The sequence below is a fragment of the Alloiococcus sp. CFN-8 genome (assembly GCF_049943125.1).
Classification (GTDB): domain Bacteria; phylum Bacillota; class Clostridia; order Clostridiales; family Clostridiaceae; genus JAEXZL01.
Window position 1 is genome coordinate 1,360,631 of sequence record NZ_CP188040.1, and the last position, 25,335, is coordinate 1,385,965.

Annotated in this window: 20 protein-coding genes, 1 tRNA gene, 3 rRNA genes, 1 other RNA gene and 1 riboswitch; of the genes, 4 read left to right on the forward strand and 21 right to left on the reverse strand. The window is 38.7% G+C overall.

Translation table 11 applies throughout. From position 1 onward, the window contains the following. From ACPWSR_RS06040 to ACPWSR_RS06065, 6 genes are all read right to left on the reverse strand, one after another. Nucleotides 1-1,500 (reverse strand): DUF1538 domain-containing protein, encoded by a 1,500-nt coding sequence (locus ACPWSR_RS06040; protein ID WP_426350800.1) that lies wholly within the window; start codon nt 1,498-1,500, stop codon nt 1-3. A gap of 95 nt (nt 1,501-1,595) precedes the next feature. Next, on the reverse strand, nt 1,596-2,021 hold the full coding sequence (locus tag ACPWSR_RS06045; protein WP_426350801.1) for a MarR family winged helix-turn-helix transcriptional regulator: 426 nt from the start codon (nt 2,019-2,021) through the stop codon (nt 1,596-1,598). A 159-nt stretch (nt 2,022-2,180) separates the two neighbouring features. Next, nucleotides 2,181-2,672, reverse strand: a complete 492-nt coding sequence (locus ACPWSR_RS06050) for a GNAT family N-acetyltransferase (RefSeq protein ID WP_426350802.1) — start codon at nt 2,670-2,672, stop codon at nt 2,181-2,183. A gap of 292 nt (nt 2,673-2,964) precedes the next feature. Continuing rightward, nucleotides 2,965-3,081: ribosomal RNA gene (gene rrf / locus ACPWSR_RS06055) — 5S ribosomal RNA — on the reverse strand. Nucleotides 3,082-3,155: 74 nt separating this feature from the next. Further along, nucleotides 3,156-6,063 (reverse strand): 23S ribosomal RNA (locus tag ACPWSR_RS06060). A gap of 403 nt (nt 6,064-6,466) precedes the next feature. Next, nucleotides 6,467-7,977: ribosomal RNA gene (locus ACPWSR_RS06065) — 16S ribosomal RNA — on the reverse strand. The 16S, 23S and 5S rRNA genes sit together here, the layout of an rRNA operon. 776 nt (nt 7,978-8,753) lie before the next feature. Here ACPWSR_RS06065 and gdhA point away from each other — a divergent pair. Next, on the forward strand, nt 8,754-10,106 hold the full coding sequence (gene gdhA / locus ACPWSR_RS06070) for an NADP-specific glutamate dehydrogenase (RefSeq protein WP_426350803.1): 1,353 nt from the start codon (nt 8,754-8,756) through the stop codon (nt 10,104-10,106). Nucleotides 10,107-10,264: 158 nt separating this feature from the next. After that, nucleotides 10,265-11,014: a DUF1700 domain-containing protein gene (locus ACPWSR_RS06075; RefSeq protein WP_426350804.1), complete on the forward strand. Its 750-nt coding sequence runs from the start codon at nt 10,265-10,267 to the stop codon at nt 11,012-11,014. A 47-nt stretch (nt 11,015-11,061) separates the two neighbouring features. Here ACPWSR_RS06075 and ACPWSR_RS06080 read toward each other — a convergent pair whose 3' ends face one another. The 9 genes from ACPWSR_RS06080 to ACPWSR_RS06120 all read right to left on the reverse strand — a co-directional run bounded on the left by ACPWSR_RS06080 (nt 11,062) and on the right by ACPWSR_RS06120 (nt 16,963). Next, nucleotides 11,062-12,147 (reverse strand): hypothetical protein, encoded by a 1,086-nt coding sequence (locus tag ACPWSR_RS06080; protein ID WP_426350805.1) that lies wholly within the window; start codon nt 12,145-12,147, stop codon nt 11,062-11,064. 265 nt (nt 12,148-12,412) lie between these two features. Beyond that, the gene (locus tag ACPWSR_RS06085) at nt 12,413-12,667 is read right to left on the reverse strand and encodes a pro-sigmaK processing inhibitor BofA family protein (RefSeq protein ID WP_426350806.1); all 255 of its coding nucleotides are present in this window, start codon (nt 12,665-12,667) and stop codon (nt 12,413-12,415) included. A 65-nt stretch (nt 12,668-12,732) separates the two neighbouring features. Beyond that, nucleotides 12,733-12,999 (reverse strand): DUF2508 family protein, encoded by a 267-nt coding sequence (locus tag ACPWSR_RS06090; protein WP_426350807.1) that lies wholly within the window; start codon nt 12,997-12,999, stop codon nt 12,733-12,735. A 79-nt stretch (nt 13,000-13,078) separates the two neighbouring features. Next, complete coding sequence (gene recR / locus ACPWSR_RS06095) at nt 13,079-13,675, reverse strand: recombination mediator RecR (RefSeq protein ID WP_426350808.1); 597 nt, start codon at nt 13,673-13,675, stop codon at nt 13,079-13,081. 135 nt (nt 13,676-13,810) lie between these two features. Next, the gene (locus ACPWSR_RS06100; protein ID WP_426350809.1) at nt 13,811-14,152 is read right to left on the reverse strand and encodes a YbaB/EbfC family nucleoid-associated protein; all 342 of its coding nucleotides are present in this window, start codon (nt 14,150-14,152) and stop codon (nt 13,811-13,813) included. A gap of 85 nt (nt 14,153-14,237) precedes the next feature. Next, nucleotides 14,238-15,872 carry a DNA polymerase III subunit gamma/tau gene (dnaX, locus tag ACPWSR_RS06105; RefSeq protein WP_426350810.1) on the reverse strand — a complete coding sequence of 545 codons (1,635 nt, stop codon included), beginning with the start codon at nt 15,870-15,872 and terminating at the stop codon, nt 14,238-14,240. Nucleotides 15,873-16,019: 147 nt separating this feature from the next. Then, an RNA gene (gene ffs, locus ACPWSR_RS06110) (signal recognition particle sRNA large type) lies at nt 16,020-16,284 on the reverse strand. 11 nt (nt 16,285-16,295) lie between these two features. Beyond that, nucleotides 16,296-16,386 (reverse strand) — tRNA-Ser (locus tag ACPWSR_RS06115). Nucleotides 16,387-16,495: 109 nt separating this feature from the next. Beyond that, the gene (locus tag ACPWSR_RS06120) at nt 16,496-16,963 is read right to left on the reverse strand and encodes a DUF1648 domain-containing protein (RefSeq protein WP_426350811.1); all 468 of its coding nucleotides are present in this window, start codon (nt 16,961-16,963) and stop codon (nt 16,496-16,498) included. Between the two features lie 162 nt (nt 16,964-17,125). Then, nucleotides 17,126-17,294, forward strand: a riboswitch (Lysine riboswitch). Between the two features lie 187 nt (nt 17,295-17,481). Here ACPWSR_RS06120 and ACPWSR_RS06125 point away from each other — a divergent pair. Together ACPWSR_RS06125 and asd are read left to right on the forward strand one after the other, a co-directional pair. After that, nucleotides 17,482-18,801, forward strand: coding sequence for an aspartate kinase (locus tag ACPWSR_RS06125; protein ID WP_426350812.1), 1,320 nt, complete (start codon nt 17,482-17,484; stop codon nt 18,799-18,801). A 45-nt stretch (nt 18,802-18,846) separates the two neighbouring features. Next, on the forward strand, nt 18,847-19,932 hold the full coding sequence (asd, locus tag ACPWSR_RS06130; protein ID WP_426351356.1) for an aspartate-semialdehyde dehydrogenase: 1,086 nt from the start codon (nt 18,847-18,849) through the stop codon (nt 19,930-19,932). 154 nt (nt 19,933-20,086) lie between these two features. Here asd and ACPWSR_RS06135 read toward each other — a convergent pair whose 3' ends face one another. The 6 genes from ACPWSR_RS06135 to ACPWSR_RS06160 all read right to left on the reverse strand — a co-directional run bounded on the left by ACPWSR_RS06135 (nt 20,087) and on the right by ACPWSR_RS06160 (nt 25,137). Beyond that, complete coding sequence (locus ACPWSR_RS06135; RefSeq protein ID WP_426350813.1) at nt 20,087-20,383, reverse strand: rhodanese-like domain-containing protein; 297 nt, start codon at nt 20,381-20,383, stop codon at nt 20,087-20,089. A gap of 47 nt (nt 20,384-20,430) precedes the next feature. Further along, entirely contained in the window at nt 20,431-20,790 is a 360-nt protein-coding gene (locus tag ACPWSR_RS06140) for a rhodanese-like domain-containing protein (protein WP_426350814.1), read from the reverse strand. A gap of 57 nt (nt 20,791-20,847) precedes the next feature. Beyond that, a complete protein-coding gene (locus tag ACPWSR_RS06145) occupies nt 20,848-21,108 on the reverse strand; it encodes a metal-sensitive transcriptional regulator (protein WP_426350815.1) in 261 nt (86 codons plus the stop codon). A 149-nt stretch (nt 21,109-21,257) separates the two neighbouring features. Continuing rightward, nucleotides 21,258-22,943: an FAD-dependent oxidoreductase gene (locus ACPWSR_RS06150; RefSeq protein ID WP_426350816.1), complete on the reverse strand. Its 1,686-nt coding sequence runs from the start codon at nt 22,941-22,943 to the stop codon at nt 21,258-21,260. An 83-nt stretch (nt 22,944-23,026) separates the two neighbouring features. Beyond that, nucleotides 23,027-23,590, reverse strand: a complete 564-nt coding sequence (gene ahpC / locus ACPWSR_RS06155; protein ID WP_426350817.1) for an alkyl hydroperoxide reductase subunit C — start codon at nt 23,588-23,590, stop codon at nt 23,027-23,029. A gap of 212 nt (nt 23,591-23,802) precedes the next feature. Further along, nucleotides 23,803-25,137: a hypothetical protein gene (locus ACPWSR_RS06160; RefSeq protein WP_426350818.1), complete on the reverse strand. Its 1,335-nt coding sequence runs from the start codon at nt 25,135-25,137 to the stop codon at nt 23,803-23,805. Between the last annotated feature and the right edge of the window lie 198 nt (nt 25,138-25,335).

Sequence of the window (25,335 nt, forward strand, 5' to 3'; positions counted from 1 at the left end):
CTAAAAATCTATTACCTCGTCGTCAGATATATTCTCATCAGCCTCATCGTCTCTTGTCTTGAATCTATATATTAACCCTAAAATTTGAATGGTTATAAGCGGTGTCATTGCTACCATCGCAACAATACCAAAGGCATCAGCCATTACATTACCTCCTAAGGAAGTGCTTGCTCCCATAGCAAAGGGTAGAAGGAAGGTGGCCGTCATAGGGCCTGAAGCTACTCCTCCTGAGTCAAAAGCCACAGCAGTAAATATCTTTGGTACAAAAAAGGTCAATAATAAAGCTATTATATACCCTGGTAGTAAAAAATACCATATGCTTATTCCAGTCAATACTCTTATCATAGCAAGTCCTATAGAAATTGCAACCCCTAAGGATAAGCTAATGAGCATAGCACGTCGAGAAATAGCACCACCAGAAATCTCCTCAACTTCTTTATTAAGAACATGTACTGCTGGCTCTGCTGCTACTACAAAAAAGCCCATTACCATACCAATAGGAATAAGAACCCATTTATAATCCAGTGAAGCAAGTATTTCTCCTATAAGCTTTCCTACAGGTAGGAAGCCTGTATTTACTCCTGTTAAGAATATTACTAAACCAATATAGGTATAAATAACTCCTACTATAACCTTAATGATCTGGCTTTTAGGTAGCTTTAAGCTTTTAACCTGAAATAATATAAAGAATACTATTATGGGGGATAGAGCTATTGCTACCTCCTCAGCATAGTGAATAATATTATGCCCATAAGTACTTATAATATCATTAATATTATTTATCTCAGCCATAGCTTCAGCACCATAGCTTGTGGAGGATGCATCAAAAAACATTCCCAATATCAGGACAGCTAATATAGGTCCTATAGAGGCTAATGCTACAAGACCAAAGCTATCATCATTAGAAGCTTTTCCACCTCTTACAGAAGAAACACCTATACCTAGGGCTAAAATAAAAGGAACAGTAATTGGACCTGTAGTAACTCCACCGGAATCAAAGGCTACAGGTAAAAAATCTGGAGAAGTAAAGGTTGCTATTATAAAAAGCATAACGTAAAAAAAGATAAATAAGTAAGACAGTCTTATCTGAAAAACTGTACGAAGAAGTGAAACCACTAAGAAGATTCCTACACCTAATGCCACTGTTAATATCAAGGTTAAATCCGGTATTGCCGGTACTTGATTGGCAAGAACCTGAAGGTCAGGCTCGGCTATAGTAATCATAACACCCATAATAAAATATGCACCTATAAACAGCAATAAATTTCTTGACTTAGTTAATTGAGCTCCAATTCTCTCTCCCATGGGCATCATAGCCATATCAGCTCCCAGGGTAAATAACCCCATACCCATTATCAAAAAAATAGTACCAACAATAAATGCACCTAAGGTCCCTCCCTCTAGAGGAGTTAAAGTAAAATGTAAAATAAGTACAATAATACTAACTGGTATTACTGATGATATTGATTCTTTGAGTTTTTCCAGTAAATTTCTATTCAATCATCTCCACTTCCTTTGCTTTATTAGATTTATGTATAGAGGTCCCTCCTTAAATATTTTAATCTTTATATATTTCTCTACATTATAGGTTAGCTTTAAAGCTCTCTTTCATTAATATCCTTGATAGAATCTGCTACCTTGTCACAAAGGTCGTTAAATACAGCTATCTCCTCTTCAGAAAGATTTTTCAGCACATCTTTTGTCCATGTATTGATTAATTCTTCAATTTCATGAGCTAAGGTAGAGCCCTCTGGAGTTAATTCAATAAGCTTTTCCCTTCTATTATGCTCATTGGTTGTCCTAATAATTATTCCTTTTCTTTCTAAACTAGAAAGAGCTTTAGAAGCAGTACTTTTATCAATTTTCAAGGTTTCAGATATTTCTTCCCCATTAACACTTTTATGGACTCCTAGATAAGCTATTACAGAATGCTCAGATCCATTTATATTTAGATGCTTAAGTCTCTTATGGAGAGATAAAGCTCCATACCTTACTATTGCATGGATGTTATCAATAAACATTTATATTACCTTCTTTAACATAAAATAGTTGATGTAGAAACAGTTTCCACATCAACTATTTTAGCATATTTAGAAAAATCAGTCAAATATGTATTTGTAAGAAAAAAGCATGAAGTAAAGCTACTAAATCAGCCTACATCATGCTCTTCTATATCTTTATTATAAACTTAATTTCATCACTTGAGTGTTTTCTTCGTTACTTACTGCTTTAAAGCCTTGAGCTTCAAATAGATGAACAGCAGCAGTATTCCTTGAGTCTACATTTAAAGATAGAGCTGAAATGCCCTTTTTCTTTGCATTCTCAAGGAGAGCCTCTAAAAGCTCCTTTCCTACTCCCTTATTTCTATATTCCTCAGAAACAGCAATAGATATTTCTGGTGTATTATCATCAATATATCCGAAACCTTTATTATCAGCCTTATATAACCTATACCAAGCTGCTCCTATGGACCTGCCTTCATCAGATTCTGCCACAAAGCCTATATCGGAGCTTTCTAAACCAAAGCCCTTTACATACTTATAAATATCCTGTCTCTTTAAAAATATTTGCTTACTAGGCTTTCTATTTACTTCTAATGAATAGGTTATTTCAAAAAGCATATCCCATAAAAATATTTCGTCACTTTCATTAATCGGTCTAAGCTTTATCATCTTAAACACCTCACTTATAATCTAACATTTATAATTTCTTATTATTTTATAATATAGCAATAAATCTATAATTACAAAGAAGCTTTTTTATTTAATATACAGGCTCTATCCTTGAAAATTATTAATGTGATTATATTAGTCAGTTGATACTAAGCATAAGTCAACTGAGATGTTAATATACTTAAAATGTAACAAAATTATTAACACCTATATAATTATTATAAGTTTAGTTAGAAAGTATTATTCTAAAATAAATAAACCTGATACTTAAAGTATCAGGTTTATTTTAGTTACCCGGCAACTTCCTACTCTCCCACAGAGCTTCCCCTGCAGTACCATCGGCCCTATGAAGCTTAACCGTCGTGTTCGGAATGGGAACGGGTGTTACCTTCATGGCATTGCCACCGGATATTCTGGTTTTGAAAGAATTTTTGTTCTTTCAAAACTGCATACAGAATGATGTTAGTAAAGTCGTCATTTATTTTGGTCAAGCCCTCGACCTATTAGTATCGGTCAGCTGAACACGTTGCCGTGCTTACACCTCCGACCTATCAACCTCGTGTTCTTCGAGGGGTCTTACTAGCTTACGCTATGGGAAATCTAATCTTGAGGTGGGCTTCACGCTTAGATGCTTTCAGCGTTTATCCCTTCCCGACATAGCTACCCAGCTGTGCTCCTGGCGGAACAACTGGTGCACCAGAGGTCAGTCCATCCCGGTCCTCTCGTACTAAGGACAGCTCCTCTCAAATTTCCTGCGCCCGTGGCGGATAGGGACCGAACTGTCTCACGACGTTCTGAACCCAGCTCGCGTGCCGCTTTAATGGGCGAACAGCCCAACCCTTGGGACCTACTTCAGCCCCAGGATGCGACGAGCCGACATCGAGGTGCCAAACCTCCCCGTCGATGTGGACTCTTGGGGGAGATCAGCCTGTTATCCCCGAGGTAGCTTTTATCCGTTGAGCGATGGCCCTCCCACGAGGTACCACCGGATCACTAAGTCCGACTTTCGTCCCTGCTCCACTTGTAGGTGTCGCAGTCAGGCTCCCTTATGCCTTTGCGCTCTTCGAACGATTTCCGACCGTTCTGAGGGAACCTTTGAGCGCCTCCGTTACTTTTTAGGAGGCGACCGCCCCAGTCAAACTGCCCGCCTAACAATGTCCCGTCACCAGCTTCATGGTGCCCGGTTAGAATTCCAGTACTGTCAGGGTGGTATCCCAAGGTTGACTCCACAGAGCCTGACGACCCTGTTTCCCAGTCTCCCACCTATCCTGTACAGACAATACCGAAACTCAATGCTAAGCTGCAGTAAAGCTCTACGGGGTCTTTCCGTCCAACCACGGGTAGCAAGCATCTTCACTTGCACTACAATTTCGCCGGATTTGCAGTTGAGACAGTGCCCAAGTCATTACGCCATTCGTGCGGGTCAGAACTTACCTGACAAGGAATTTCGCTACCTTAGGACCGTTATAGTTACGGCCGCCGTTTACTGGGGCTTAAGTTCATGCCTTCGCTTGCGCTAAGCAATCCCCTTAACCTTCCAGCACCGGGCAGGCGTCAGCCCCTATACATCAGCTTACGCTTTAGCAGAGACCTGTGTTTTTGCTAAACAGTTGCTTGGGCCTATTCTCTGCGGCCATGTCTCCATGGCACCCCTTCTCCCGAAGTTACGGGGTCAATTTGCCGAGTTCCTTAACTGCAATTCTTCCGCCAGCCTTAGGATTCTCTCCTCACCTACCTGTGTCGGTTTGCGGTACGGGTACTGTCTCTCTCCCTAGACGCTTTTCTTGGCAGCGTGGAATCATGTACTTCGGCCCCGTAGGACCTTCCCCATCACACCTCAGCTTAATACAGGCGGATTTGCCTATCCTGTATACCTAAGTGCTTAGACCAGCATCCAATAGCTGGCACACACTATCCTCCTGCGTCACGCCATCGGTAATAACGATTAACAGCAGTATCGGAATATCAACCGATTGTCCATCACCTACGCCTTTCGGCCTCGGCTTAGGTCCCGACTAACCCTCAGCGGACGAGCCTTCCTGAGGAAACCTTAGGTTTTCGGCCAATGGGATTCTCACCCATTTCTCGCTACTTATGCCTACATTCTCACTCCTGTACAGTCCACCGCTCCTTACGGTACGACTTCAGCCCATACAGGACGCTCCCCTACCACTGACACTATTGTGTCAATCCGTAGCTTCGGTGATAGATTTTAGCCCCGGACATCTTCGGCGCGGGATCTCTCGACTAGTGAGCTATTACGCACTCTTTGAATGAGTGGCTGCTTCTAAGCCAACATCCTAGTTGTCTTAGAAATCCCACATCCTTTACCACTTAATCTATACTTGGGGACCTTAGCTGACGGTCTGGGCTTTTTCCCTTTTGACAATGGCACTTATCTGTCACTGTCTGACTGCCGGACTCATAGTATGCGGCATTCGGAGTTTGATAAGGTTCGGTAAGCTATACGCCCCCTAGCCCATTCAGTGCTCTACCTCCGCTACTCATATCCGACGCTAGCCCTAAAGCTATTTCGAGGAGAACCAGCTATCTCCGAGTTCGATTGGAATTTCTCCGCTATCCACAGCTCATCCCATGGTTTTTCAACACCAACGTGGTTCGGTCCTCCACGGAATTTTACTTCCGCTTCAACCTGGCCATGGATAGGTCACCCGGTTTCGGGTCTACGGCATGCAACTAGTCGCCCTATTAAGACTCGGTTTCCCTTCGGCTCCGTACCTAAAGTACTTAACCTCGCTACATACCGTAACTCGTAGGCTCGTTCTACAAAAAGCACGTCATCACACACATAAGGTGCTCTGACCGGTTGTAGGCACATGGTTTCAGATTCTATTTCACTCCCCTCCCGGGGTTCTTTTCACCTTTCCCTCACGGTACTTCTTCACTATCGGTCATCAGGTAGTATTTAGCCTTGGGAGGTGGTCCTCCCTGCTTCCCACAAGGTTTCACGTGTCTCGTGGTACTCTGGATCAGAACTGGCTATCAATGACTTTCACCTACAAGGCTGTTACTTTCTGTGGCCCAGCTTTCCAGCTGGCTTCGGTTAGTCATCTCCTGCATTTATTGTTCTGTCCGCAACCCCGGAAACAAGTTTCCGGTTTGGGCTCTTTCCTTTTCGCTCGCCGCTACTAAGAAAATCGATTTTTCTTTCTCTTCCTCCAGGTACTTAGATGTTTCAGTTCCCTGGGTTTACCCTCCATAACCTATGGATTCAGTTATGGATACATGGGGTTACCCATGTGAGTTTCCTCATTCGGAGATCTCCGGATCACTGGCTATGTGCGCCTACCCGAAGCTTATCGCAGCTTATCACGTCCTTCATCGGCTCCTGATGCCAAGGCATTCACCATGCGCCCTTTGTAGCTTGACCATTCGCTCACATTAAGCTGCGTACTGCTTCGTCGCTTTCGTCACTCCGGTACTCACGTACGGTTTTGTACGCTCCGTGCCTTCGTTCCTCGGCTCCTCGCATTACTTCGCTTACTGTTCGCTCTGACGTTATAATTTTTGACATTATAACATCAAGATTCTAATTAGTTTACGGTTTTACAATTAATCTCAGCGAAATCATACATTGAATAAACAATTTATAATTTACACTTTAAAAGATTGTAGTTATCTTTACTTACATCAGTTTCTGTATGCAGTTTTCAAAGAACAAGTTGAAAGACATAGTCTCTCAAAATTGGACAGAGAATAAGATTTTAGAATAAACCCAGCTTTGTGAATCGGTGCTTTTCCAAGGGAAAAGGCTTCCGATTAAGTTTCCTTAGAAAGGAGGTGATCCAGCCGCAGGTTCTCCTACGGCTACCTTGTTACGACTTCACCCCAATCGCTGACCCTACCTTCGGCCGCTGGCTCCTTGCGGTTACCTCACGGACTTCGGGTATTGCCAACTCTCATGGTGTGACGGGCGGTGTGTACAAGGCCCGGGAACGTATTCACCGCGACATTCTGATTCGCGATTACTAGCAACTCCGGCTTCATGCAGGCGAGTTTCAGCCTGCAATCCGAACTGGGACGAGTTTTAGAGTTTTGCTCCACCTCGCGGTCTTGCGTCTCTCTGTACTCGCCATTGTAGCACGTGTGTAGCCCTAGACATAAGGGGCATGATGATTTGACGTCATCCCCACCTTCCTCCCGGTTAACCCGGGCAGTCTCGCTAGAGTGCTCAACTTAATGGTAGCAACTAACAACAAGGGTTGCGCTCGTTGCGGGACTTAACCCAACATCTCACGACACGAGCTGACGACAACCATGCACCACCTGTCTTCCTGCCCCGAAGGGCTTCCCCGATTAAGGGTAATTCAGGAGATGTCAAGTCTAGGTAAGGTTCTTCGCGTTGCTTCGAATTAAACCACATGCTCCGCTGCTTGTGCGGGCCCCCGTCAATTCCTTTGAGTTTTAATCTTGCGACCGTACTCCCCAGGCGGGGTACTTATTGTGTTAACGGCGGCACAGGGGGAGTCGATACCCCCTACACCTAGTACCCATCGTTTACGGCGTGGACTACCAGGGTATCTAATCCTGTTTGCTCCCCACGCTTTCGAGCCTCAGTGTCAGTTACAGTCCAGAAAGTCGCCTTCGCCACTGGTGTTCTTCCTAATCTCTACGCATTTCACCGCTACACTAGGAATTCCACTTTCCTCTCCTGCACTCTAGACGCCCAGTTTCAAATGCAGTTCCCAGGTTGAGCCCGGGTATTTCACATCTGACTTAAGCATCCACCTACACTCCCTTTACGCCCAGTAAATCCGGACAACGCTCGCCACCTACGTATTACCGCGGCTGCTGGCACGTAGTTAGCCGTGGCTTCCTCCTCAGGTACCGTCATTATCGTCCCTGAAGACAGAGCTTTACAACCCGAAGGCCTTCATCACTCACGCGGCGTTGCTGCATCAGGGTTTCCCCCATTGTGCAATATTCCCCACTGCTGCCTCCCGTAGGAGTCTGGGCCGTGTCTCAGTCCCAATGTGGCCGATCACCCTCTCAGGTCGGCTACGCATCGTCGCCTTGGTGAGCCGTTACCTCACCAACTAGCTAATGCGCCGCGGGCCCATCTCGAAGCGGATTTCTCCTTTAATCAGCTCATCATGCGATAAACCGATATTATGCGGTATTAATCTCCCTTTCGGGAGGCTATCCCCCTCTTCGAGGCAGGTTGCCCACGTGTTACTCACCCGTCCGCCGCTAGGAAACTCCCGAAGGAGCTTCCTCGCTCGACTTGCATGTGTTAGGCACGCCGCCAGCGTTCGTCCTGAGCCAGGATCAAACTCTCAATTTAAAAGTTTGATACTTCTCAAAATTACTTAAAAAAATTGCTGGTTTGTGTTTGTTCTAAACTTAGTTCTCTGTTCAATTTTCAAAGACCATTGCGGCTTCATTACCGACCGCTTGATTATATTATCACGTCGGTTTTTCTTTGTCAACACTCTTTTTTAAAACTTTTTTCTTTCTCAAGAAACCCAAGTTTCAATCTTAACTAAGCGAGCAAAGCGAGCTTCAAATCTTCTAACTCTTAGCTCTTATCTAAATAGGAAGCGAGTAAAACGAGCTTCATAATCTTTTACAACTCTTAGCTCTTACCTCTTACCTCTTAGTTGTTCTCAGTTCAAGTGTTTTCCGCTTGCCGTAAGCGACTTGTATATAATAGCACGATTAAAATCATAAAAACTCCTATAATCATTCATTTATTAAGTATAATCCATTATTCTCTTCATTTTTTCTTTAATAGCTCTTGAATACTCATACAGATACACTAGGTACAGTTTTTGTAGAAAAACACTAATATATCATATAAAATTCCTTTTATCATATTATTATTTATATAAAATCACTCCAGGATAGATTAAATAACCATATACTTATTTAGTTATTTTGATTATTATTTAACAACTTTATGCAAGAAGTATTGAATAATTGCAAAGTAAACCTTATAATATTTAGAAAAATATCAATATTGGCAACCTTGCTTATCAACCAATGTAAAACCATAAATAGCATATTCGATAAAGTAACCTTACAACAGCCATACTATATAAAACTAAAGGGGAGATAACAATGGAATTAAAAAACAAATACATGGAGGAGGTATACAATAGTGTATGCCTACGCAATCCTGGAGAAACAGAATTTCACCAGGCTGTTAATGAAGTATTAGAATCCTTAATACCAGTAATAGAAAAAAGACCTGACATCATTGAAGAAGGGATAATAGATCGTATGGTTGAGCCAGAGCGACTCATTATGTTTAGAGTGCCTTGGGTGGATGATAAAGGGAAAATCCGTGTTAACCGTGGTTTTAGAGTTCAATTCAATTCAGCTTTAGGACCCTACAAAGGCGGCCTGCGACTTCATCCTACCGTTAATAGCTCAGTAATTAAATTTCTAGGCTTTGAGCAGATATTTAAAAACAGTCTTACAGGACTTCCTATGGGAGGAGGCAAGGGAGGCTCCGATTTCGATCCTAAAGGAAAATCCGACAATGAGGTTATGAGATTCTGTCAAAGCTTTATGACAGAGCTTTCTAAACATATAGGAGCAGATACCGATGTACCTGCAGGGGATATTGGAGTTGGCTCTAGAGAAATAGGCTATCTGTTCGGACAGTATAAGCGTATAAGAAATGAGTTCACTGGAGTGCTTACAGGAAAGGCTCTTTGCTCAGGTGGTTCTCTTATCCGTACTGAAGCTACAGGCTACGGTCTTTTATACTTCACAGAAGAAATGTTTAATAAAATCAATCAAGATAGTATTAAAGGTAAAACAGTAATTATATCTGGATCAGGAAATGTGGCTATCTATGCTGCAGAAAAAGCCCAGGAAATGGGTGGAAGGGTAGTTGCCATGTCCGACTCCTCAGGCTATATATACGATCCTTCTGGAATAAAGGTGGATATAATAAAACAAATAAAAGAGAAGGAAAGAAAGAGAATTAAGGAGTATACAACCTACGTTAAGGAAGCAGAGTACCATGAAGACTGCAGCGGAATATGGAATATTAAATGTCAGGTAGCGCTCCCTTGTGCAACTCAAAATGAGCTGGATTTAAAAAGCGCTGAGATTCTTGTTAAAAATGGTGTACTAGCTGTAGCAGAAGGAGCTAACATGCCAGTTACCCCTGAAGCTATAGAGCTCTTCCAGAAATCAGGGGTTCTCTTTGGACCAGCAAAAGCAGCTAATGCTGGAGGGGTAGCTACCTCAGGTCTTGAAATGTCCCAAAACTCCATGAGATATTTCTGGACTTCAGAAGAAGTAGATAAAAAGCTTAAAGAGATAATGGTAGGAATTTTTGATAGTGCCTACAACGCTTCAAAAGAATACAACTGTCCTGGAGACCTTGTAGTTGGAGCAAATATAGCCGGCTTCCTCAGAGTTGCGGAAGCTATGAAATGGCAGGGCATAGCCTATTAAAGATTTAAGCTTAAGTGTTCACAAGATGGACAAATTAAGTGTTCACAAGGTGTGTATTTTATAGGATAATATTATAGATATAATTATTAATTCTCCTGATGCAGCAGAGGAGAAAATATAATCTACTGTTGTTAATTTACTTATAAGGAGACCTCTCCATGAAAAAGGATGAATTTTTAATAGCAATAGAAGCAAACCTATCGGAGTATCCTGAGTCTTGGGTAGAAGGCATAATAGAAAAATACACAGTGATTTTTGATAAAGAAATCTCTCAGGGTCTCACTGAAGATGCTGTTGTAGAGAAACTGGGAGATCCTTTTCTTTTAGCTCAAAAATGCAAGCAGGAGGGGTATATCCCTCCCTTAAAAGAAAACATAGATCAAGACAATGGTAATACGAATAGGTTTAAAGAAGAGAATGATAGTATAAAGCTACCGGATTTAAATACCATAGAACACTCGTCAAAAACCTTTTTACAGAAGACCTTTAGACTTCTCACCTTTGTTGTATTTTTAATCCTAGCCCTTCCCTTATTTGCTTCTTTACTATTTCTTTTCTCAGTCTCATTGGTCGTATTTCTTGCAGGCTTTATCGTTTCCTTAGGAGTATTTATAGCGCCATCCTATATAGATGTGGTTAATACAATACCTAAGAGTATAGTCACCTTTGGTGGGTTAGGCACAATCACCTTAGGCATTACTACAGCAATAGGAGGCATACTCCTATTAAAGCTCAATGTTAGATTTATAAAAGGGCTAACAAAGAAAATCAGCCAGCCTATAACAGATAAAAAGGAGTACTATCCAATAAATGAGAATAGAAGATTAAAGAGATTTTTTGTTTTCTTTATGGGGTTAACCTTAATTTTTTATGGTATCTTATTAATTTTTCTAAACAGCTATCAATAGGCTAAAAAATGCCCATATCTCATAAAATAGAGATATGGGCATTTTTATTAAGAGTTATGACTTACCTCTTTTTCTCTTTTCTTATCAATATCCTTTGATAGTCTTCTCCACGGCTTATATTTTATCACTACATAAAGAAGCCTTATAAAAGCAGCTACAAAGATGTATATGAACATAAGCCTGTAGGCAAGCTCCCAGGCTGTCTCCATTTCCATTCCCTTATTAGCTAATAAATACCCCATAGCTGTTCCAAGAGATAGAAATAAAGAAGCAGCAATTACCATAGCTCCAACGGTAACAATTTCAGCACCTATATATACAAAGTAATTACTAAGACGCTCTACCTTTAAATGCTTAAAGACCACCAAAGCTATACCTATAAATATGATTGCAAGGAAAAACAAAAGCAGTGTAATCCCTACCTGCATAGAGCTATTGTCAAAGGATAATCTGTAATCCTCAGTAATAAGCTTGTACAACTTATATACTGTCCTACCTTCCACCGCAGCTATAAAATTTCTTGTCTTTATATACTCTTCATTAATAAGATAATAACCAGTACCAAAAAACAGTAAAAAGGAGTATACGGTAAAAATCGGCATCATAACCACTGAAAATATATTACCGAAGAATCCATTAAAAGCCATTGATACTGCTGCCATAAAAAATATAAAAACCATGTGAAAGGCAAAAAACTTAATTATCTCAGTGAAGCCTATTGAAGCTTCATTGATAAACTTGCTAGAATTCATAAGATACAATAAAAACTTTACAAAGAAACAAGCTATAAAGCTTAAATATATACCAGTAAAAATTGATGCTCCTTTAGTAACAAAATAGATTATTCTATTGCCGCCCTGATACTTCTTATCCTGAAGCTTTGCTCTTTTATCCATCATTAATATAGAAGCAGCTATAAGATATACAAGTCCAAGGATTACAATCTCCAAAATGCTTAAAGAAAAATATTCCTTTATAGCAAGACCTCTATCTAATGCAGCGCCACTCCCAATAAGGGAAAGCATCCCCTGATTATTAAATATAAAAAATAAAACTAAAAATAGAATAGGCGAAAAAAACCTAAGCTTTTTTAGTTCACTTTTAAACATGGGTATTGAAAAATAACTCTCCATATATCCTCATTCCTCCGCGATATTATTGCTTGTTAATGTTTACCATAGCATATTGGTTATGCTTTCTATAAAAACCATAATATTTTATTTTTAAAAGGGCTTATATAAAATTGTAACACATTTCTTGAAGTGAGAATATACTGTAATTAGAAAAGATATTCAGAGCTCCTCGTATATATGTATTACTACTTAAAATTAACGATGCATTCTTCCTACTCCCATCTTTAATTAAAATATGGGCCGCCTAAAAGGCGGTCTATATTATTTAAAAAAACAGCTTAAAAACCACCAAAAAAATAACTCCTGGAACCCCAAAGAACCCGGCAATCAATGCCGTAACAGCATTTATGCCAATGAATATTCCAAAGTCTTGTCCAAAATAATTTAATAAGGTTAAAAGAATTACCCCTAGAAGCCCATTAAGCAGGAGCTTAATCAAGAGCTTCAATGGCCAAGAAAATATTTTTACTATAATAACTAAGGCCACCATAGCAATTATAAAATAAATAAACGTATCCATTTTCTCATCCCCTTAAAAATAAAGCTATTATATTAATATGTGGAGGTATAACAAATATTCCACTATTATACCTCTACTATTATAGCACGAAGTTCAATCAAATCCTTAGGACTAAGAGATATGTTTAAGGCTTTGGCTTCCTTTACTAGATATTCATAGCTCTTAAGTGAAGCCTGCTTATTATATATAGCCACCTCAATAAGCTTAGGATCTTCCGCATTCTGAAAAAAACTTTCTGCAGCTTCAATATCTAACAAGGCCCTTTTTATGCCTTCTATTATTTCTTTTCTCTGCCTTACAAACTCTTTATATTCACTTTTACTTATAGGCATATAGAAAACCCTCCTATTTATGTAATACTATTACTAGCTTAATTATTTCCATAAATAGGCATTTATATTCTGTGAATCTCTATATTTCTTTTCTTCCCTCTAAAGCTTTGGAAAGAGTTACCTCATCAGCATACTCTAAATCTCCTCCTACAGGAATACCAGAGGCTATTCTCGTAACCCTAATATCTAAAGGCTTAAGAATTCTTGATATGTACATTGCCGTGGCCTCCCCTTCAATAGTAGGATTTGTAGCTACTATCACCTCATTAACCTCTGGATTCATTCTTGCTACCAGCTCTCTTATCCTTATATCCTGAGGTCCTCTTCCCTGCATGGGAGATATATTTCCATGAAGCACATGATATACTCCGTTAAATTCCTTAACTCTTTCCATGGTCATGATATCCTTAGGCTGCTCTACAACACAGATAGCCCCCTTATCTCTGTTAGGATTACCACAGATAGCACAGGGGTCTGAATCGGTAAAGTTTCCACATACAGAGCAATATTTAATAGTACCTCTAGCCTGAACTAAAGCTTTAGAAAACTCCTCCACCTCTTCCTTAGGTAGGTTTAAAACATACAGCGTCAGCCTCTGCGCCGTCTTATGTCCTATACCAGGAAGCTTGGCAAATTCTTCTATAAGCTTTTCTATAGCCACTGGATAAAAATCCATTTAATCACATCCTTTAAGCTTACTGATAATTATATTATGCTTCAAAAGCATCATTAAAATCTAATGAATTAAATGAAAAAATTTTCCCTGAGGGAAAATTTTTTCATTGATGTATCATCGTTATTATTCTCGAATTTAAAATAAACCAGGCATATTAAAGCCACCAGTCATCTTTCCCATGGTGCTTGCTGCATCTTCTTCAGCCTGCTGGATAGCCCCATTAACAGAGCTTAACACTAAATCCTCTAGCATTTCCACATCATCAGGGTCTAGAACATCTGGTTGAATCTTTATGGATAACAGCTGTTTTTTACCATTAACCTTAGCTGTTACCGCTCCTCCACCTACAGAAGTCTCATATTCTTTATTTTCAAGCTCTTTTTGAGTTTCTTCCATCTGCTTTTGAAGCTTTTGTGCCTGCTTCATTAAGTTATTCATATTTCCGCCGCCAAAGCCGCCAGGAAATCCCTTTGCCATATGATAAACCTCCTTATATTAGCAATTACTCATATTATTATATAGTATTTTACCTCTTATTACTATATTTATTAGGAATTTTAAGCTAATCCTCAATTATTTGAATATTGTCCTCTCCAAAGGCTTCAATGAGCAAATCCTCTGGGCTTTTACTGCTCTGGACTTTTCTATCCACTGTGTAGACAACCTTCAACCTATCCTTAAGTATTTCAGAAAAGACTTCATCTACAATCCTTCTGTTCTCATCCTTCTCAAGCCTTACCTTATTAAAGGAATATTCTTCTTCATAGTTTATCTCAACAATACCTTTTTCACAGCTTACAGGCTTACCAGTAACTAAGGAAGCATAAATAAGCATAGCTCTGCGAGCCTTTAAACTTTCTAATATATCATTCCAGGCTCTCTTAACTCCATCTAAGGTAATCTTTGAATCTGAATTAACTCCCTGAGCACCACTAGCTATAGTTTGTTTATCCGGTGCCTTTCGTCCCACTGGAACTCCTACTCTTTGCCCTTCCTTAGGACTTACAGAGCTAGAAGCTTCTCTAGAAGCACTTACAGCAATTTTCCCGGACTTTAAAGCATCCTCCAGCCTGTTAAGCCTTGTAAGGATTATCTCTGGAGAGGAATCATATTCAATCTTACATAGCTTGATAGTGGTAAGCTCTAGATATAATCTCGATTGCTTACTTACCCTGGACTGCTCCTCGCATTCCTGAAGAAGCCTTATGCTTCTCATTATCTCTTCAGTTCTTATCCCTTTGCTCTGATTCTTTAACAGCTCAATATGCTCTAAGGAGGCATCAATAACTGTTTCAGGAGCATTGCTCACCTTAACCATTAGAAGATTTCTATAGTGAGTAATTATATCCTTAATAAAAAGATGCATATCCTTACCGGTCATGACCATTTCATCAATGACATTAAGGGCTTTCTCAGTACTTCTTTCTATTATTGAGTCAGTAAGCTTGAAGAGATTCTCGTTAGTTACAAGACCAAGCATTCCTATGACGTTATCATATTCAACCTTACCGCCTCCCATGGAAATTCCCTGGTCAAGTATACTTAAGGCATCTCTCATAGCTCCATCTGACACCCTAGCTATGAGCTTTAGGGAATTATCATCAGCAAAAACACCCTGCTCTGTGACAATTTTTCTTAAACGCTCTGATATGTTCTCGGTGCTTATCCTCTTAAAATCAAACCTCTGACACCTAGAAAGTATGGTTATAGGCAGCTTTTGAGGATCTGTGGTAGCTAGTATGAACACCACATTCTTAGGGGGCTCCTCCAAAGTTTTAAGAAAGGCATTTACAGCTCCCTGAGAGAGCATATGAACCTCATCCATTATATATACCTTAAATCTAGCCTCCTGTGGAGGATATTGAACATCATCAATTATATCTCTGATTTTATCCACACCATTATTAGAGGCTGCATCTAGTTCAGTTATATCAATGGCAAGTCCCTTATTAATTTTTGTACACATTTCACATTCATTACAGGGTTCACCATCATGAAGATTCAAGCAATTTAAAGCCTTTGCCATGATCTTTGCTGTAGAGGTTTTACCTGTACCTCTAGTACCGCAAAAAAGATAGGCGTGGGCGGTTCTTTCATTTTTAATTTGATTTCTTAAAGTTATGGTAATATGCTCCTGCCCAACAACATCGTTAAAGTTTCTGGGCCTCCATTCTCTATATAAAGCAGTGTATGCCAAGGCGTCCACCTCATTTCTATTTCTACCTTATTATTATACACTAAAAATCTATACTTTTAACATCGGAACAATAATTTTAAATACAACAAAAAACACGCCATATAAAATGCGTGTACTTATAATCGATATTATTTATTTATATTAAAACCGTGCACCTCGCGTTGACAGTAGCCTATAAGCGTTACCCATATAGTTAGCTCAAGCCAGGTTGATCCACGGCACATGCAAGATTCCACTTACCGCTGCTTCCTTCCGGACCTGACGGGGTTCATGGGCTTACATTGCGTGGGACCCAGACTCTCAACACCACTTTTATGGGGCAGACCCTACAGGCTAAAGCCGAAGCGAGGAATTCAATCCTGCTATAGCGGATTGCAGGTACAGGGCACCGCTGACTCCCCATCTAGCACGGCAAAATTTAAATGGCGGAGAGAGAGGGATTCGAACCCTCGGTAGAGTTTCCCCTACACCCGCTTTCCAGGCGAGCCCCTTAAGCCAACTCGGACATCTCTCCACATCTTGTCTTTAGAAATACCTTTATTAAATTTTAATAATGAAACTAGCTGTATTCCTGCGACGTATTTCATTATAGCAAGTTTATTTAACTACGTCAACAATAAATTTTACTTAGTTTTTACCAATTTCACTATAAAAAATGTTAGTGTTCCAAATATTAGTATTAAGAAAACAGGCAAAAAATATGGAGATAAGTTAAGTCCCAGAGAGGAATTTATTATTGTATAGAAAAAGTTCCCTACTAATGTTAGCTTAATCATATTAAGCATATTTTTTAGAGTTCTATACACCCTTTCTCTATTATTCTCTGTAATTGTAACCCCCGTGTTCCATATTTGAGGATATCTCTCTATAACCGTTAGCCCAATAAATAAAATCCATGCTACTGCTAGTGTAAATAGCAAGGAGGTTTTGCTGGAGATAATATCAGCCTCTCCCACCCCATTGTAATGGCTTGGAATATCCTGAGCTATATTATCCCAGAATACAAGTAAATACAAGGTGAGCCCTATCAAAAGAAGCAAGGAAAAGACACTAGCAAAAATATCAAATTTACTGTTTTTAATTTTCATCATACACCCCCCTCAATCCTTATGTTTCATTACACAATTTACATATTATTACTTTATATTATACTCCTTTAAAATATACTTCTCACTTTAAATTATAATTATAAATTTGCCGGTATTACATTGACTTGTACACTTTAATATGATAAATTATTAAGAAAAATTAAAATATTTGATAGAGGCGCAATAAGTCAAGAGTAGCTTTAGTCGAAGATCCTCGCAGGATTATGGCTAAAGAGAAAGGGGCTGTTGCCGAAGGAAGTCTTTGCGAGAGGCTTTCCTGGGTAGACAGAGAATATCTGTCTAACTGTCGCGTATGCGGAGTGCTATCTCAATTTCTAAAAAAGATATTTTTATATCCTTGGAGTACTTTGATAGCCTTTATTTTTGAGGCTATTTTTTTATTTATCCAATATATTTATATCCTTCATAGATCTATCAGATATGAAAACAATTATTGTAGCAAAGTTACCACCGAGAGCAAAATCCTATGAAATTATACAAAGAAATGAAGGGGATATCTTATGAATACAAAGGTCTTAAAATTTGGCGGAAGCTCCTTAGCCGATGCTGCTCACTTTAAAAAGGTTGGTCAAATTATTAGAGAAGAAAAGGAAAGAAAATATGTAGTTGTATCCGCCCCAGGGAAAAGACATAATAAGGATGAGAAGGTTACGGACTTGCTATACCAGTGCTATGACCTTGCAGTAAATAATCAGGATATAACTCCTGTATTTTTAAAAATCGAAGCCAGATATAATGAAATCATAGATGGCTTAAGCCTTAAGCTATCCTTAGCTAAAGAGTATCTGGAAATAAAAAATAATATAATAAGCACAAAAAGTAAGGATTACGCCGCCAGTCGTGGAGAATATCTCAATGGCATAATCTTAGCTAATTATATGGGTTTTACTTTTGTAGATCCGAAGGATATGATTTTGTTTAATGAAGATGGTATTCTTAACCCCGAGGGTACCGATGCTTCTATTTGTTCTGCCCTAAAGGCTATAGAATATGCTGTGATTCCTGGCTTCTATGGCTCCCTACCTGATGGCTCCATAAAGACCTTCTCTAGGGGAGGCTCTGATGTTACTGGTTCTATGGTAGCCAAGGCTGTGAAGGCTTCCTTATACGAAAACTGGACAGATGTCTCTGGAGTTCTTATGGCTGATCCCAGGATAGTTAAGAATCCTAAGGTTATTGAAACCTTAACCTATAAGGAGCTTAGAGAGCTTTCCTACATGGGAACCACTGTACTTCATGAGGATGCCACCTTACCTGTTCGTTCTGAAGGGATTCCTATAAATATCCGAAATACCAATTCACCTGAAGATAAAGGAACTATGATAATACCTACCTATAGATTTAAAAATCCTAATGGGATAATAACCGGTATTGCAGGGAAGACTGGCTTTACTACTATTATAATAGAAAAGGATATGATGAACGGAGAGCTAGGAATCGGTAATAAAATACTAGAGGTTTTAGCTAAGAATTCTATTTCCTTTGAGCATGTCCCTTCCAGCATCGATGCCCTATCTGTGATAGTAAATTCCAAGGACCTTGAGGAAAAAGAGGAATTTATAATTCATCAGATAATAAAGGCTGTTAAGCCTGATAGCATAATGATAGAGGATGGTCTTGCATTAGTTGCTGTGGTAGGGCACAATATGGTTAGAGCTAAAGGAACAGCTGCTAGAGTATTCACTGCTATTGCTAAGGCAGATATAAACATAAAAATGATAGACCAGGGTGCTAGCGAGCTGAATATAATAGTTGGCGTTGAAGAAAAGGATTATAAAAACACTATTAAAGCAATTTATAATGAGTTTGTAAACAATTGATATTGAAGATATTATAATAAATAGAAGAAGTAAAAGGAGGCTGTTATCATGGATAAATTAAAGGTAGGTATAATTGGAGCCACCGGAATGGTCGGTCAGAGACTTATTACCTTACTCACAAATCATCCTTACTTTGAAATAAGCGCATTAATTGCCAGCCCTCGTTCTGCTGGTAAACCCTATGAGGAGGCAATTAAAAATAGATGGAAGCTCTCCATCGATATGCCTGAAAAGGTTAAGAAATTGAATATACTCTCATCAGATAACGTTAAAGAGGTAGCTTCTCTGGTAGACTTTGTTTTCTGTGCTGTAGACATGCCTAAGAAGGATGTAATTGACCTTGAGAACACCTACGCTAAGGCAGAAGTTCCTGTAGTGTCCTGTAACTCTGCCCACCGCTGGACCCCTGATGTTCCCATGGTTATACCAGAGATCAATGATGAACATTTAAAGGTTATAGAGTCTCAGAGAAAAAGACTGGGTACAGAGGTTGGCTTTGTTTCTGTTAAGCCTAACTGCTCCATTCAGTCCTACGTTCCAGCCTTGACCCCTCTTTTAAAGTTTAAACCAAAGAGAGTAGTAGCAACCACCTATCAGGCCATCAGCGGAGCAGGAAAGACCTTTAAGGAATGGCCAGAAATGATAGATAATGTAATACCCTACATCGGAGGAGAGGAAGAAAAGAGCGAGCAGGAGCCTCTAAGAATCTGGGGTAAAATCTCCAATGGAGAAATAGTAAAGGCTAACGCTCCACTGATTTCTACTCAGTGTATAAGAGTTCCCGTAAGCGACGGCCATACTGCTGCAGTATTTGTAGATTTTGAAATTAAGCCTTCAAAGGAAGAAATCTTAGAGGCCTGGAGAAGCTTTAAGGGAAAGCCTCAGGAGCTGGAGCTTCCTAATGCTCCAAAGCAGTTTATAACTTACTTTGAAGAGGATAATAGACCTCAGGCAGCCCTAGATAGAGAGCTCTACGGAGGAATGGGAATAACCTTAGGACGTCTCCGCGCAGATACTATTTTTGATTATAAATTTGTGGGCTTATCTCATAACACCCTTAGAGGTGCTGCTGGTGGAGCTGTCCTCATTGCAGAGCTTTTATACAGAGAAGGCTATATAGTGAAAAAATAACCGGTGATTATTCCCATTATTTGAAGCAACAAATTCTTAAGTGTACTAGCTATTTCATTGCTATATAACCGAAATATAATAGAATAATAAAAAAAGGGTTCCAGTACTTATTAACCATTACTAAGTTCAGGAGCCTTTTAATTTTGACATTTTTTTATTCAGTTTTTCCCTTCCAGCTCATCATTCCACCCTTCATATTAACAGCGTCGATGCCTTCCTCTTCTAAAAATCGAACAGCCTGAGAGCTTCTTGCACCGGAACGGCATACCATTATATATTCTTTGTCATCATCTAGCTCTAAGTATCTTGCTGGGATTGCCTTTAGGGGTATATGAACTGCTCCTGGTATCATGCCCTGTACTACCTCATCAGCCTCTCTCACATCAATAATATTAAGCTCTTTTCCTTCATTTAATAGTCTTTCTACTTCCTTAGCAGTTATTTCTCTCATTTTTATTTCCTCCTAATTACTTTGTATATATTTTTATCTGTAATGTTTTATCTCCAGGCGTTCATTCCGCCCCTTACATTTATTATTTCTTTAAAGCCTTTTTTCTTTAGAAGCCTTGCAGCATTACTGCTCCTCATACCACTCTGGCATATAACAAAAACTGGCCTATTCTTATCTAAAGCCTCTACCTTATTAGGCAGCTCGTTTAGTGGTATGTTCTTAAAGCTTTTAATGCTACTTTGCTTAAACTCTCCAGGAGTTCTCACATCTATAAATTGATTATTTTTATTTTTAAGCTCTTCCTTTAGTTCTGAAATTATTATCTGCTTTATTCCTTTTGCAAGGATAAATCTCCAGATTAGATATAGTACTCCAAGAAATAAAATTACATATTCCATAGTTCCCATTAAACTTGCTCCTTATTCTCACTTTTACCCCTGGGGGTATATTTTTATTAAAAAAAATTATCTACTTTTAACTAGAAGATTTACGGCTTCCTGTATGAGCTTTTGCTTATCTTCCTCTCCCTGCTCTCCTTCTACCACACATTTTACTAGATTTTCACTTACTATAAGTCCTATGGCCTTATCAATGGCAGAGCGTACTGCAGAAAGCTGTGTTATAACATCCTTACACTCCTTGTCCTCTTCCATCATCTTGAGAACTCCTCTTAGCTGACCTTCTACTCTTTTAACTCTATTAACCATTTGCTGATCATATTTCATTTTCTCACCTCTATATGTTCCGCTTTTATATATGTTAACCACATTGTATACCCCATAGGGTATTATGTCAATAATATTTTCCAGGAAATAATTATTATTATTTGTAATGGCTGCTGTTATTATTTTTATCAGCAGCCATCAGAATTAATTTAAGCCTGCTGTAAAAGCTGAGCTAGCTGTTCTATACTCTTCTTTCCAAAATGCACGGCTTCATCATTAATAACAAAACACGGCACACTCATTATAGTATACTTTTCCTTGTATTCAGGATAATGGGCTAAATCAAATACCTCCATCTTTACTTTAGAATTCAATAGAGCTATTCTTTGAGCAGCCATAACCAACTCTGGGCACATAGTACAAGCAAGGGACATAAATACCCTGAGATGAACTTCCTTATTAATAGACATAACAGAATCTCTCACAGCTTCATCTAGCGGTTGGCCAGGACCTGCACTATTATAAAGGGCAAGAATAAAGGAATTGAATTCATGACCTCCTGGCACTCCATGGTATTGAACTCTTAAATATTCATCCTCTTCCGTAAAAAGCATCAAGGCTGGATAATCCTTGGCTATGGAGCTGTACTTTTCTGCTTCAGTAGTGCCTGAATTAATAAACTGAAGAGTGAGCTTATCACTAAGAGGCTCCAGCTCTTTTAAAAACTCTTTGAGCTCTTTTGATATAGCTTTATCATCCAATATGGTTATCAGTTTAATAGACTTTTGGAACTTTCCAAAAATAGGCTTAAGCTGTGCTGCCATTTCAGAGGTTATAAAGGTACCTCCTGGGGTATCCTCTTGAGTTAGCTTTTGGACTTCAGAGCCCGAGCCTTCAGGAATCTTACTGTGCTTCTGATTTCTTTCTTCTAGCTGTTTTCTTTCAAGGCCTAGCTCTCTATACTTTTCTCCTATATATTTTTCTAAGTCAACAGCAGCTATTGCACCATCGGCAACGGCTGTTACCACCTGTCTTAGATTCTTAACACAGACATCCCCAGCGCCATAAACTCCCTTTACCGAGGTCTTCTGGTTCTCATCGGTGATTATATAGCCCATCTTATCCAGAGAAAGCTTATCTCTAAAAAGTTCTGTTGCAGGTACATAGCCCGCAAAGACAAATACTCCGAAGGTTTCCTTAGGATTTGGTGGAGTGTATTCCCAGGTTTCTCCCGTTTCATTATTTATAAAGCAGGCAAACTCTAAGGTATTCTTGCCTCCAATCTCCACTATCTCCGTATTAAAGTATATATCTATTCCTTCATGAGCCTTTACCTTATCTGCTATGGTTTTGGCACAGGTAAAGTCAGGCTCTCTGACAATAACTCTAACCCTTCTGGCATATCTGGTTAAAAACATAGCTTCTTCCGCTGCAGCAAATCCCCCTCCTATGACAAAGACATCGAGGCCGGTAAAAAATTGTCCATCACAGGTTGCGCAGTAGGCCACGCCTCTTCCCTGAAATTCCTTTTCTCCCGGGAATCCAAGCTTTCTAGGACTAGCTCCTGTAGCAGCTATAACTGAAAGTGACCTATAATCTCCACGGGTGGTTTTTACTTCCTTATAATCTCCCTCTAATTCTACTTCTAATACTTCAGCAGATAAAATCTCCGCTCCAAAGGCTATAGCCTGATTTTTTATAACCTGTGTCAATGCATTACCACTGGTTCTCAAAACTCCTGGATAGTTTACCACCTCTTCAGTAATGGTAATCTGTCCTCCTATATTTCCCTTCTCTATTACTAAAGCCCTGAGCTTTGCCCTAGCTGCATAAACCGCCGCTGTAAGTCCTGCAGGACCTCCACCTAATATAATCACATCATATAGCTGTTCCATATAAACCTCCTAAACCCTTCCATTAAAAATAACAGAAGGGTTTTAGTTAAATTATATTTTCATTTGTGTTTCTCTAGTAAGAACTATAGAAGTCCCACTAAGTCTAAGCTAGGCTTTAAGGTTTCAGCTCCTGGCTTCCACTTGGCAGGGCATACCTCATCTCCATGCTCAGCAACAAATTGAGCTGCTTGAACCTTTCTTAAAAGCTCCTCGGCATTTCTTCCTATATTTCCTGCATTGACCTCATAGACAACAATCTTACCTTCAGGATTTACCACAAAGGTTCCCCTCTCTGCAAGACCATCACTTTCTATTAGAACCTCAAAGTCTCTGGATAGTACATGAGTAGGATCTGCCAGCATTGGATATTGAAGCTTCTTTATAGTTTTAGAAGCATCATGCCAGGCTTTATGGACAAAATGAGTGTCTGTTGATACAGAATAAATTTCACAATTAATATTCTTAAATTCCGAATACTTATCCGCTAGATCCTCTAGCTCTGTAGGACAAACAAAGGTAAAGTCTGCAGGATAAAAGAAAAATACTGACCACTTACCTAAAACATCTTTTTTGCTAACATCCTTAAAGGAATTATCATGATAAGCCTTAACATTAAAATCACCTATTTCTTTGCCAATTAAAGACATAGAATCTCCTCCTTATAGTTTAATCTACTTTAGTATTTCCTAATAATATTCAAGTATCCTTAGCATTAATAGGATTTTATAAATTCCATTTGTTTCATAAAAGCTTCACAGTTAACCTCTATAGCCATAGAAAAATCTAAGATATCAATAAAATATAAAAGCGATTAATAGCTTTATCCATAGCCATTAATCGCTTTAAAACTAAATTTATTTTATTTACTGTTAAAGGGTAACGTAATCTTATATATCTTTGTTGGCCTTCCCTTAGAGCTTGATGCTTTATTGTATAATACCACTGCATATCCGCCTCTCTCCAGATTACTCAAGATACGATTAGCATTTCTTACTGTAGCATTAAGCTTTGCTGCCAAATCATTTGTTGTCAAAAGATCGGTACCCATCATCTTTAAAATAGAAGCTAACTTCTGAATAGTCAAAGTAGACAACCTGGACTTTTCCGCAATTTCCTGTATTTCAGGAGAAACATCACTCCTTATTACAAGAGAATGCTCTGTATTTAAAGGTCCAATGAGATTATACTTCTCATCCATTATAAAGGTTCCACCCATCAAAAGAGCTTCTTTTTTAGCTTCAGCAGCATTGTTTTTTGCTTCTACAATATTATTTCCTATGCCATAACCTATAGATACTTTAAAAGGTAGATGCTCCTCAAGATATAGACTAAGCTTACAGCCTTCAAGGAAATTAGTAATTATATTTGTAACACGTAAACTGGTATAGATATCAAAGCCATCATTGCTCCTCTGTACCAGAAAATCAGCGACATTTTCCTTGTTAAAGTCCAGCAGGCATTTTTGTAGTGACACTGTATCTAAGTCAGAATCCTCAATATTTCTCTCACCCTTTTGACTCACAGAAATTACCACAGGAATATTTTCTCTCATTTTATTTAATTTAATGCTAGCTAATAATCGGCTTACGGTTTCTTTAATATGCTCAGCCTCTGGCTTGGCAAAAATGTAAGAAATATTGTTTTCCTTTAGAATAGGTACAATGCTACTATATGTACATATCACAAGATCAATTTTTTTGTCCTTCCATAGTTTAATTATCTTTTCTGATATATCCTTCTCAATAGTATACAAAGTATCAACACTAGAATTCTTTCTCCACCTTTTTAAATCTCTTTTCACTGAGTCTAAATTTTTATTTTCTAGTATTTCTGTACACGTTGGGTTCTCACGGATAGGAATAAGAAAGTCCATAATTACTCTATTAATATCCATATTTCTATTATCTAAAAAAAGACCAATAAAAATGCGGTACAAACTAAGCAAGTCTGTTCCAAACCACATCATCGGCTTTTTATGCTTATTAATAGTTTTATCTATTGTGGAATGAGCAACATTACCACTTACCATGTATCCATCCACTTCATCTTCTAAGGAATAATAAGTCTCTGAGATATTTTTAAAATTTTTATATTCTATTACTTTAAAATCACAATCCATGTTTATTTCATTTAGAACTTTTTCAATAAATTCACGAAGATAACTAGTTGTAATAACTGCTATTTTTGTTCTCATATTCTATATCCTCCCGCTATTTATTGTAGAGGATGCTATTCCATAAATCAACATTTATATTCTAAAAATACCTAAAATAAAATATATTTCTAAATATTCTATTTTTTACAATTTTATTATAGACACTTTCCATTAATTGTCATAAAATTAAATTATGGTATATTCTTTTAATGTTCCATAAATATATTTAAAAGTATA